The following is an 11,747-nucleotide window of genomic DNA, read 5'->3' as shown; positions in this document are numbered from 1 at the left end:
TAACTAGTCTGCCCGGGAATGGCACGTATAGGCGCCCTCGGTTTGAGAGGTAACAGACGGACGGGGCAGGCGCGGCACATAGAACATGACATGGCAATCCGGCTCACTGGTGCTTCGTGCGCGTCGACGCGCGAAGTCATACGAACCTGACCGATAGGTAGAGAGACCATGCTGAAGAGACTTCTCACGGGATGGCTGGGGCTGGCGTTGATGGTCGTGTCTTCGCTGGCCTGCGCGGAGCCGGCGCATTACAAGATCGTCACCGGACCGGAACGGGGCACGTATATCCAGATCGGCCAGGATCTGTCGAAATGGGTTGCGCAGCCGGCGGGCATCGACCTGGAAGTGATGGCGTCCAAGGGCTCGGCTGAAAACGTGCAACGCATGCGCTTCGAACCGGGCGTGAAACTGGCGCTCGTGCAATCCGACGTGTACCAGGCTTACATCGACATGGCCAACGCCGGCAACGCCGACGCCGGCACGGCGATCCGGCCGCTGCGGCTCATCATGCCGCTTTACGACGAGGAAATTAACGTCGTGGTGCGCGCGGACTCGCCCCTGAAAACCCTTGCCGATATCAAGGACAAAAGCATTAGCGTCGGCCTGATTGGCAGCGGAACCGCGCAGTCGGCCACGACGCTGTATCACCTGATGTTCGGTCAGGCGATACCCGAGCAGAACATCCAGCATCTCAGCAATGAAGATGCGCTGGCCGCGTTGATCGTGAAGAAAGTGGATGTCGCGATCATCGTGGTCGGACAGCCGGCCAAGCTGTTCAACGATATGAATCCCGACCTGTTGCAGCAGATCCGTCTTCTGAAGGCCGATCCGGCCGCACCCGAAACCAGCCGTGCCAAACAAACCTATTTCCCCACGACGATCCGCGCGACCAGCTATCCCACCTGGCTCAAGGAAGATGTGCCCGCGCTGACCGTCAAGGCGTTTCTCGTCACCTACGATTATGGCCTGCGCGACACCGTCGGCAATCTCAACCACTTTGCCGACTCGCTCTGCGCCAACTTCGACAATCTCCAGGAACACGGGCATCCGAAATGGAAGCAGGTGAAGCTGGAGTTGCCGCCGCTCGTGCGCGGGTGGAAATACTACTCGCCGGTTGAGAAACATCTGCGCGCGTGCCTCACGAACAAGAGCGCCGCGATGAACGCCACGGCCGCCCAGCAGGGCACACCGAAACCGCGTCCGACGTGTACGGATCAGGAGCGCTTGCTTTTGCTGTGCAAGTGAGTTCGGCGCATTGGCGAGGGAATGTTCAGCGATTTCTGCGGGAAACGGTTAATGAACGGCAGCATGCTGGCGATCAACACCGAATTGCAGAGACTCAATGCGGCGAGGTGACGAAGACCGAGGTCAGCAGCGTGACATCGTAGCCTTGTCTAATCAGCGCGCGCATGATCGCGACAATGTGCAGGACGACGACGAAGCAGATTGTCCGTGCAATCATCTACAGGAATTCGTGCTTGATCTTGGCGGTTAGCTTGGTCATGTTCGTCTCCTTCCATGCAAGGCGGTCGACCAGAGTCAGCGCTTTGGGCGTAGCACGCGAACGCCTTCATAAACTTTCATGAGCAACCGGACGGTTCGCGGCGGCGTTGTCACCCCGCCTGCGTGCCATATTCGGTCGACACCGGCGACTTCGGCCTGGGCGGATTCGGCACGCTCTGCTGCGGCGCGTTGCGCTTGACGGTGTCCGCGGTCGCACCAACGAGTTTCAACGTGTTGTCGCGGGCCTCGATCTTCACCGGGTCGGTGTTCTTCCACTGTTTCTTCGGAATCAGCAGTTTCCAAGTCGATTCGCGGCCGGCGTCCCGAAAGAATGCGACGACGCCGACATACGCCGCGTCGCCGTTCATCGGCTCGCTGATACTCGCACTCGCGTCAGGGCGCAGCACGACATCTTTAGTCGCCAGCAGGTCGGGCTTCAGTGCATCGAGATCGTTCGTCTGCAGTTGTGCGTAGTCGAGTTGCTGGAATGCCTGCGGCGTCTTCAACTGATAAATGCGTACCACCGTCGACAAGGATTGCCCGGCGCCGTTCGTGTTCAACGACGCGCGGCTGACCAGCTCCACGTTCATCGTCTTCACCTGCGTCGTGAATGCCCATTTCGCCGCGTCGACGGTGCTGTCCGTCACCGCCTGCCCCACTCCGCATGCCGTCATGGCCAAAGTGGCCAAAGCCGCAGCGCAAGTGCGAAGTTTTCTTATCATTGTGCCCATCCCGTTGTACTCCAAATTCATTGATTATTGTGTCAGTGCGCAGTGAGTGGTGGGGCGTCGTGTCGGGCGCTGCTGCCCGCCCACGTGCCTAGCCGGACCCGAGTCAGACCGGTCGCGCGATCCCGTTCGGCTGGCTGCGGCAATCGCGTGGTGTAGCCCAGCCTCACCTGATCTGAATTGAGTTGCTGAGTCGGCATAAGTGGCGCGCTGACATGCATTTCCAGCTGCGCTTGTGCCTCGTAGCCGAGATAGAAGCGCAGCAGCGCCATGACCTCCCGGTGCGTCGCCTGTCCAGGAATCAAGCCGAGCACGGACTCGCGCGTGCGTGGCGTAATGACCACGCGCACTGTATTTGACCGGTCGAAGAAGCCCCGGCCGAGCAGACAGCCATCGCCCAAGGCGCCACGCTCGTAGCCTTCCGCGTGGGTCCATACCGGATAGAACTCCTCCACCATGATCCGGGCGTCGGGCACCGCGTGCTGCAACACGCCCGCGAGCCCCTCAGCCGTGCGCGTTTTCTGGCTGGCTAGCCCGAGCATCGACAGCAGCTTGCGTATGCCGACCGACCGCGCGATCTCCGGCGCACCGATGCCGAGGCCGGCGAAGCTCAGCAGGTATTGCGAAATCTCATCCGTACCGCCGCTTCTGAAACCGGCTGGATAGCGATACTTGCGCCACACACGGTAGTACTGCGTCGCGATCCGATGATGGAACAAATCGAGGAACGCCGACAGCGGCTCTGCGCCGTCGCGGGTCTGCGCAACCTCGTCGACGAAGTACGACGGCATGCGCGCATCGACGCCGTACAGGCCGAGGAACGTCGTGCGAACCGCTGGCGCCGCCGCCGGGTTGTCCAGGTCGTATTCGACTGCATCGATTTCGCGGTTGGGAAATCCGAGCCGTGTGTGTGACCGGAAGCGCACTGGCTCGTCGGCGAGCGAATCTGTCGTGCCCAATGACGGTTTCGCTGGAGCGGCAAGTTCGATCAACTCGCAGAAACGGAAGAAATTCATTCGCGTCGCGTCATGGAGCAGCACCGGCAGCAGCGCGCGGTCGGCATATGCCAAAGACGTCCGATCCGGCGCGTTCAAAACGGTGCTCCAGCGCCCTTCGTCTCGGGCCATACAATGCGACGGCCCGTGGGTTGCAACACGATTACGAGCCTCGTGAACAGGTTGAGCGTCGCGTACAGCCCGAGGAAACGGTTCAGCATGCCGCCGAACAGTTCGATATCGCCATCACCCGCGAACCGGTTGCTGTCGAGCGTCACCTCGATCTCCACACCCCGCTGCACGCCGCCCTTCACGAGTTTCTGCAACTGACGATGTTTGACGTCAGTCATCGCCTCGATGCGGCGCCGGTTCAGCTCGCCCTCGGTCCAGTCATACAGCGCAAGCGAACCGCGCAGGATTTCCGGGTTCAGCAGCGACAGATAGTTCGGCGCCAGATGGGACAACACGCGCCAATGGAGACGATCGCCGGTTGGCGGATAGACCGGCAGCGTCGGCGCGGTCAGGTTGCGCACCGAACCGATGTTAGTGAATCCGCCGCGCATGCGCGTGATGCCCGCTTCGCGCAGACCTTGGCGTGGCAACACGCCATTAGTACCCGTTACCGACAGCGACAGCGTTTCCTTCGGCAGCGTCGTTTGATGCTCCCATGCATGGCCGCCGAGCACGATCCAAGTGTCGAAGCGCCCCGACGGGCCGCGCCGCATGCGGGTGTGGAAATACCGTTCAGGCATCTCGTGACGCAGCATGCCGCCGCGATGGCGAAAAGCCGCGAACGGCGCGTACTCGAAGCGGCGCCCCGATCCGACCTCAAAGCCTTGCACTGTATCGACCGAATACACGTCCACATGGCTACCGTAGTGTTCAGTCGCGTGCACGCGGTATTCGGTTTCGAACTGCGTCGCGGTGACCGGGTCAGCCTCAAGCTGGAACAGGTTGATGATCGGCGTGCAGAAGAGCCGCACGTTGTCGGCCGAGAAACGCATGTCGTCCGGATAGGACTTCTCCAGGACGACCTCGACGTCGAAATACGGCGCGTCCTGAGGAATCGCGTGCATGTCCAGGCCGAGCAGGTCCACGAACATGAATTTTTCCGGGAACGTAAAATATTCGAGCAATAGCTGGTAGCCGCCGAACGCATTATCGGCCTTCGGCCACAGGCGTTCGTTCGCGGCAAACCCGGCGGGTTCGAAACGCAGGCCGGGCATGGCCCGAGGTAAGCCGCGACGGTCGACCGGATGGCCCGGCGTGCGCACGTTGATTGCGACCGGCGCCGCGATGAGCGCGGCGTACAACGCCAGTGCAACGGGCCGGTCTGCGTTCAGGTAGAAACGAAGTCGCGGCACTTCGAGTAGCTCGCGCCGCGCCTGCGGCTGCACGTCCAGCCGGAAGCGCAGTACCGAGCGGCCGTCCTCGCGGGCATAAGCGTTCGCCTCGCTCAAACGCAGCGGATAGAGGTCGATGTCCTGCGTCGTCCGGTACACGCATTCCACGGCGTCTTCATGCGCACTTGCGGACAAGCCTGCCCGAATCGGATCGGACGTCACCTCGAGTCCGGCTGCGAGCGTTTCGTGCTTTTGCAGCACGCCGTGGGCCGGACTCACTTCGAGGATCGACAGAGATGGAATCATGCGCAGGTAATGCGGCCACAGCATGCTGACGAGCCCTTCGGTCAGCTCGGGCAGTTCATCGTCGAGCTTGTGACGCAGGCGGCCCATCAGGAATGCAAAGCCTTCGAACAATCGTTCGACGTGGGGATCGCGCTCGCCGATGCGGTCAATGTTCAACCGGCGGGCGCGATCAGGAAACGCGTGTGCGAACTCCTTGCCAGCTTCGCGCAGGTAGCGCATTTCCGCTTCGTAATAACGCAGTATTTCGTTGTCTTTGATGGGTTCGCTCATGGGCTAAAAGTTTCGCTATCCTGGGTACGGCTCACGCGAACGTCACGGCACGCGCCGGGTCGATCGCCGTGAGCTCGCCCGTCAGCACGTCGGCGCGGGCGGTCAGCGCGGGCTTGTCCGCGTCCTTGCGGTTCATGCGGATTCTGAGCAGGCGCAGAAGATGATATTTGGCGTCGAAGGCCAACGAAGGCTCCCATGCAGCGAGTTGGAAGCGTTGCGCTGCGGCATCGAGAACGGACAGTAAATGCAGCGCGGTGTCCAGACGATCCGCGTGCTCGGCAACGCGCGCCATCACCAGTTGCCGGACGAAGCGGCCACGCTCGCCATCCTCGGCGGGCAGGCGTTGCAGCCACGCGAACGCGACGTCCAGACCCTGCTGTGCGGCGAGCTCGACGGCCTGAGCTTCGGTTTCCGCCCAGTCCGCGTTCACCGACGACACCGCCACGGGTGTCACGCTTTCGCCTCGCTCGACATCGCGCACCGTGGCATGGCGCGCGATCCATTCGAGTGTCGTGTCGTCGGCGAACGGCGAGCCGTCGGAGAATGAAAGCTGGTCGAGACCGGGCAGCCGTTCGAGCATGAGCGCGCAGTCGGTGGCAGCCAGATCGCGGACCTTTGCGTAGTCGCCGCCCGCCTGTTCCTGGGCACTGAACGCGTAGTACTGCAGGTCCAGCCAGAAGTGATTCGCGCCTTCGGCAAACGCCGCCTCGACGCGCTCCAGCAGCTCCGGCCATTGCCTCTGCAACAGCAGACGTTTCAGAAGCGCGCGCAGTTCCGCGCGCGGCGCCACGAGCCGCGTTTTGCCGCTGACCTCATGCGGCGGCACTTCGGTGAGTGTGTCCCAACGCACGCAGCGCATCAGCCGATAGGCCGCCAGATAGCCGTGCGGCTGATCGCGCAGGAACAGCACCATCTGGCGTGCGCGATCCAGCAACTCACGAGTCGAGGACACTCCCCCAGCCAATGGCAGCGCCGAGGCTGACGAGTTCTCCGCCGATGTGCCGCTATTGCCTGAGCTTTCCGACAATTCAGGCGACTCCACGCGGCCTTCGAAGCGCCGGAACAACGGATCGAGGTCAGGACGCGCGGCTTCGGGCCAAGGCGCGGTGCGCTCGTTGATCAGCGCGAGCGCCGACAGCGTACGCGCGAGCAGCGGGCCGGACAAACCCTGCACGCGGTCGAGCCGGTCAGCGAAGGTGCCACCGGCCAGCCATTCGAGCGATGCCTTGCGCGTTTCCACGCGCGCCGGCAACAGCGTGTCGCCGAAACGGTCGACGAATGCAGATAGCAATTCGAAACCCGAAGCGACACCTTCCGCGCCGTCGCGGCGCATGCGCCCGTAGAGGTAGTAGACGGCGAGCCGTACGTCCTTCGCGCTACGCTTGAGCAGGCGTTCGGCAGTATCGACAATCAACGTGTTGTCGACCTCCGAGAGTTTGGCGACTTCCTCCTTGATCGCGAGGAATTCATCGTCATAGCCGGGGTCGGTGCCGACTGGCGCGTCGTCGCTGATGGGGTGCAGCCAGTCGTCCCAGCGCCCCTGTGCCGAGCGGGCGAGATCGGACGGCGCGCGTGCGCCGAACAGTGCGCTGAGGAAGTTTGTCAGCATGAGAGAAGGTCTTTGGGGGAGTCGGTATGAGCAGTGTTCAAAGTGGGCCGGCTCCGCCGGGAAGCGGGACTTCGGCGTGCTTTGCCGCGTCGAGCATGGCGTGCGGCAGCGGCGGCGGTCCGTTGGCTTGCGCGGTCTTTTTCGCGCCTGGTGTGGCCATGGTTCCGTTGGCACCGCCCGCGAAGATGCGCGCCGGCAGCACGAAATTGCGCAGCGCCAGCAGTTCCAGCGGACCCTTGCCCACCTCCGTGCGCATCATGAAACTTAATGGATACGTGAGATCGGTCGACGCCGGCGTCAGCGGACCCTGAACGGTCAGACTGTCGAGGCGTTGGGTGCCCGCGTCGGCGTCGACCTCATTGTCTTTATCGTCCCGATCTGCGCTGGCGACTTTCGGCCCGCTCGCCGCCGACGTCGCCTTCAGCGCCCCTGCCGCCCTTAGCGGCATCGTGTCCGGCCTTGCCTGCCACGTGAGCTGATACGTGGCGCTGTCGATCGGCTGCACCCGTGCCCGCTCCAGCATCCGCACCAGTCCCCAACGGCCGCCGAACTCGAAGCTTTTGTTCGTGCCCGCGCTCTCGGTCTGCCACTGCAGGCACGTGCCGGGCCCCTGCGGATTGTTCGACGGCCAGGTCAGCGCCTGCCACGTCTCCTGCTGATTGAAGTAATGCAGGCTCTGGCCGTCGAGCGTGAATATTGTGTCGGTCACGCCCGCTGTCGGCACCGGCTTGAAGTCGAAACGATATTGCGGCTCGCCCTGCGCAAGCAGATGACCCGCCACGCGCTGCAGCGTGTTCAATGCCTTGAGGAAATCAGGATCGAAACTCAGGGCCGTGTTGCCTGTGATCACCGGCACCCATTGGTCACCCTGCAACTCCAGCACGCCTGCGAGCTGTGAGCCGAGAAACGCGCCGATCAACCCGCCCTGCGGTCGCAGGAAACGCGCGAGTTCGGGCAGCGACGCGTCGTTATCCGTGTTGGCGAACGGATAGCGGCCGGCGAACGAACGGTTCCACGTGGCAAGCACCGTCTGACGCCACGCCTCGTTCAGGCTGGCCTGCGCCGGTTGCAGCACCGTTTGCGTCGCCTGGGCGACGGGCCGCACGAAGAGCGCGTCGCCCATGCCGGCCCATTGCGCGCCGAGGCTTGCGGCAATCAGTTGCGCGTAGACCTGAGTGTCGGCAAGCTCCGATCCTTTACCCTGGAAGAGCGATTGCGCAACCTGCCTTGCCTGGGCGTCGGAATCCGGGCTGTCGCTGATCTGTTGCAACCGCAGGCGCAAGGTCGTCACGCGCTCCATGAAACGCTGCAGGCTGAGGTCGCCGCTCGCGGCGGGGTTGGCGCTGCCCTGTGCGACGAGGCGCAGTACCGGCCCGAACGATGCGCCGAGCGGACCGGCCGGGTCGGGTTTGGCCGCCTCAGGGCCTTCGGCCTCCCTGCTGAAGACGTGCTGTGCCTTGTCCACCAAGGTGTCGGACAGCGAAGCCTTCAGCGCACCCGCTCCGCCCTGATACTCGAGCGATTTGATCAACGCGATCACCGGCGACTGTCGCGCGTCCGCGATCAGTTTCAATTGACCAATCGCGACCGGCAGCGCGGGCGCAGGCTCCCATTTCAGGCTGTTCATGAAACCCTGCCAGTGCTCCGCGTAATCCGTGAAATAGCGGCTCGCGAGCGAGGCTTTCATCGCGTCCGCGGACTGCTCGGGTGGTTGCTGCGGTTGCTGCGGCCCTTGCGGCTGTTGCGTGCCGTCGGCCAGCACCCAGTCGCTTGCAGCTTCGTTGCGCCTGGCGGCTTCGTCGATGGCGGCGGCTATCGTGCCCTCGTAGGCCTGACGGGTGAACACGCCAGGAACCGAGGATGCCGCCCGCAACAGACCGCGCGTGTCCGTGCCGGCCGTGAGGGACGCAAGCGTCTGGTCAGGGTAGCGATTACCCGCTGTGTCGAGGACGCTCTGGTAGACCGTGTCTTCGGAGTTCTTCACGCCGATCACCGCCAGCAGCGTCTGACGCGATGAGTTGACCAGATCCTCGCGCGGCTGGATGCGCCAGTCTTCGTGTGCCTTCAGATGCCCGGCGTAGAAGCCGAGCAGGCGCCCGGATAGGTCGAGCTTTTCGCCGGCCGGGAGGTTTGCGCTGGTGCTCCAGTAACGTGCGAGTTGCGGCGCCATGAATGCGGCGTCGGCGCGTTGCGGCCTGGCCAGCATCAGATAGGTCTTGAGCGCCTTGTGGCCGTCGAGCGCCAGCCGGTTGGTCTGGTCGTCGAGGTGCCCGGTTTGCATCTGGCTCAGGTCGACCAGCGACGCTTCGAGGTTCTGCTGGAGCGGCGTGGTGAGAAGATTGCGGGATTCCTTTGCGTAGGGCCGCCATAGCGCGGTGAGCACCTCATGGTCGTGGTTCAGGCCGAAGCGCGTGAGCAGTGGCGCGTGGTTCTGGGTGCGGGTTTCGTAGAGGTGGATGCGATGCTGCAGGCGCAGCAGTGCTCGTAGGCGTGTGGCTGGATCCGATGCCGTGGTCAGGGTGCTGAGCACTTGCCTCGTGACGTTCAGGTCGCGTGCGTTCGATGCTGCCGAGATCAGCATACCGGTGGTCCACAGGCCGACGGCTGCGAAGGCGATGACCGAGCAGACGGTAACAGGGTGCAGGCCAGTGCGGCGGCCAGGCGTGGCGCGAGCTGTCCTGGCGATGTGATGCCATAGCGGCAGGTGTACGCTGGTCGGCGCGTCTTCTTTGTCGCGATTGGTGGTTGGCTTGGGGTACGGGGCGAAGAATGCACCGTTGACGCGCTGACGATTGCGCCCTTCGGACAGGCCGGCAATCCAGTTGGTGAGCGGTCCGATGCGCGTATCGAGACGCTTCGACAGATTCCCTGCGTAGCAGTCCCGGCCATTCCTGCTCAATTGCCCGACGCTGCGATCGGCGAGGCGCAGGCGCAGCGTTTGCAGTGCGGTCCCGATTGAGTGGGCGTCGGCACCGCGCGGGAATTCGCAGCCGGTGACTGGCGTGCTGAGGTCGGTCACTTCGTCCGCGTCTGCAACATCAAGCACGTAGACAGGGGCGCTCCAGCGCAAGGTGTTCGCTATACGCGCGACGGTCGTGCCATAAATGCCCGCGCCGCGCCGTTGCGTAGGCAGTTCGGCTACACCATCGAGAATGATCACCACTGCGTCGATGGGCCGCCTGCGACGCAGTTTGCCCAATTGCTTCAGCCAGTCAGTATCCAATCGGCCGCCGGCATCTGTCTCACACCACAACAGCACGGCATCGTCGGCAGTGAGCCAGCCGGAATTTGCGAGTGAGGGTAGCAGGCGATCTATTCTCGCTTTGTCTCCCGTCAGCAACAGCCAAGGTTGCCGATAGCGCCAGCGAAAGCCGTGGACAGTATGCAAATTCGTCCGCAACGACTCGAGTGGCGCCGCCTTCTGTTCTTGCGCGTCAGACAGCTCGGCGGCGGGAGCCAAGCGATGCTGCGCCACGAATTCGCCCAGCCGACCCCGCAATTGCCGTGACCTCAACGAGTAGCCGGAGATGACCCATGCCATCGCTCCCGCAAGCACGAATGTTATGGCTATGCGATGTTCGCGCGACCACGCCAGCAAAACATTCAGATCGACGAAGAGCAGCGACGCCGACACGGCGAGCGCAGCTATCGCAACGAGCAAAAGCGGTAGTGCGAGAAGTTTTATTTTCATTCTATTGAGGTCATTCAAAAAACCGCGCCCAACCCGAGTCCCGCAGTCGATAAATTAACTAGTCGATCAATCCAACCGTCAGCGGCTAACAACACATAAAGCATCGGAACGCTGTTAACGCCCTACGTCATTTCGCCCGGCGCCGCGACACGAGCAAGCGTGAAATCACTTTCCAATTCTGTCGCGCAAAACTGCGTGGTCTCCGTTTGCAGTGCCGCCTTGCAAGCCGCACCCAAGGCAATCCATTCGCGCAACGCGCCTGGAGAACCGATGAACATATCAAGAGAAACTGGCTCGACGTTTCTTCCCGATTCACCACGTATCTCTTCGGATAGCGAAAGTTCACTAAACAGCTTCTCGATCGACGGCTGCTTCATGCCGCTCAGCCACCAAGTGGACGAATCTGGAAGCTTGCCCTGAGACCTGAACATGGCCTTAAGATCCTCGGTCAAACCTGCAAAATTCGTCGGCATTGGACGATACAGCCAGGCAATAGGCTCGACGCCAGTGGTATTGACCACTCCCACCGAAGCCAGAATCAAAGCGGCGCCTGCTTCGGTGAAACTGGGCACGCCGTCATCGCCCCAAAGCTGTGTCGCGACAACCAGGCCGCAGTAGGCTGATTGCTCGTCAGCCCAGCGGGCGAAAAGCCCAGAAGGCGACAGATCCGTGCCCGCGTCAAGTGCACGAGTCCGAATCCTCTTATCGCTCATTGCTTCAAGAAGCTGGCTCGCTCGCGGCGAAGCGTCCAACCTTTCAATGCTCGTCACCGCTGGCGCTGCGATTTCGATGCCGCACCGTACCTGCGTCAGTGCGCCGCCAATCTGGTAGAGAAGCCTGTTCAGCAACTCGTCGCGCCTCGCATCCGGTTGCCCATCCGTGTTGATCGTGCCGATCTGACGACGGCTTTCCGGATGAAATTCCGGGTTGATCTTCGGGCCCTCCGAAGCCGGCACGGGCCGGACCGAATCACCGTCCGGCGTGACAACGGCAGCTGCGAGAACGGCAAGTCGGCGATCGCCCCATCCGTGCCACTGATTGATCAATACCTCGCGCTCGCCATTGAGCAGGGCTCTGGCTTCACATTCATTTCCGTATGCAAGCAACCGGATGCCAAGCGATGCTGTCCAGCCCAACAGCGGGCATCCTACGAGCGCGATCCAGAACCTCAGGCCATGAGCCGGCGAGTTGACTGGCCAGAGGGTCAAGGTCAGGATGGCGCCGACCAGTAGAAACACTAGCAGTAACAGGACCCACAACCAGAGCCGAGGCGGTTTGACAGAGTCGAAGGATCTGAGCGTA

8 protein-coding genes are annotated in these 11,747 nt (G+C 62.6%); 1 reads left to right on the top strand and 7 read right to left on the bottom strand.

Translation table 11 applies throughout. The features are described from left to right. Positions 1-168: 168 nt before the first annotated feature. Complete coding sequence (locus B0G73_RS11185; protein WP_106280653.1) at positions 169-1,245, top strand: TAXI family TRAP transporter solute-binding subunit; 1,077 nt, start codon at positions 169-171, stop codon at positions 1,243-1,245. Between the two features lie 94 nt (positions 1,246-1,339). Here B0G73_RS11185 and B0G73_RS41175 read toward each other — a convergent pair whose 3' ends face one another. The 7 genes from B0G73_RS41175 to B0G73_RS11155 form a co-directional block, all read right to left on the bottom strand. Continuing rightward, positions 1,340-1,462 carry a hypothetical protein gene (locus B0G73_RS41175; RefSeq protein ID WP_258193272.1) on the bottom strand — a complete coding sequence of 41 codons (123 nt, stop codon included), beginning with the start codon at positions 1,460-1,462 and terminating at the stop codon, positions 1,340-1,342. A 151-nt stretch (positions 1,463-1,613) separates the two neighbouring features. Then, complete coding sequence (gene tssJ, locus B0G73_RS11180; RefSeq protein WP_106280914.1) at positions 1,614-2,225, bottom strand: type VI secretion system lipoprotein TssJ; 612 nt, start codon at positions 2,223-2,225, stop codon at positions 1,614-1,616. A gap of 41 nt (positions 2,226-2,266) precedes the next feature. Next, positions 2,267-3,247, bottom strand: a complete 981-nt coding sequence (tssG, locus tag B0G73_RS11175; protein WP_106280912.1) for a type VI secretion system baseplate subunit TssG — start codon at positions 3,245-3,247, stop codon at positions 2,267-2,269. A 74-nt stretch (positions 3,248-3,321) separates the two neighbouring features. Continuing rightward, the gene (gene tssF, locus B0G73_RS11170; protein WP_106280651.1) at positions 3,322-5,145 is read right to left on the bottom strand and encodes a type VI secretion system baseplate subunit TssF; all 1,824 of its coding nucleotides are present in this window, start codon (positions 5,143-5,145) and stop codon (positions 3,322-3,324) included. A 31-nt stretch (positions 5,146-5,176) separates the two neighbouring features. Next, complete coding sequence (gene tssA / locus B0G73_RS11165) at positions 5,177-6,754, bottom strand: type VI secretion system protein TssA (RefSeq protein WP_106280649.1); 1,578 nt, start codon at positions 6,752-6,754, stop codon at positions 5,177-5,179. 37 nt (positions 6,755-6,791) lie between these two features. After that, a complete protein-coding gene (locus B0G73_RS11160; protein ID WP_106280647.1) occupies positions 6,792-10,445 on the bottom strand; it encodes an ImcF-related family protein in 3,654 nt (1,217 codons plus the stop codon). A gap of 122 nt (positions 10,446-10,567) precedes the next feature. After that, on the bottom strand, positions 10,568-11,581 hold the full coding sequence (locus tag B0G73_RS11155; protein WP_146144168.1) for a hypothetical protein: 1,014 nt from the start codon (positions 11,579-11,581) through the stop codon (positions 10,568-10,570). Positions 11,582-11,747 lie beyond the last annotated feature (166 nt).

Origin of the sequence: Paraburkholderia sp. BL25I1N1, from assembly GCF_003002025.1 — a bacterium.
Classification (GTDB): domain Bacteria; phylum Pseudomonadota; class Gammaproteobacteria; order Burkholderiales; family Burkholderiaceae; genus Paraburkholderia.
The sequence above is the reverse complement of the archived record's forward strand: the minus strand, read 5'-3'. Positions and strand labels throughout refer to the sequence as shown.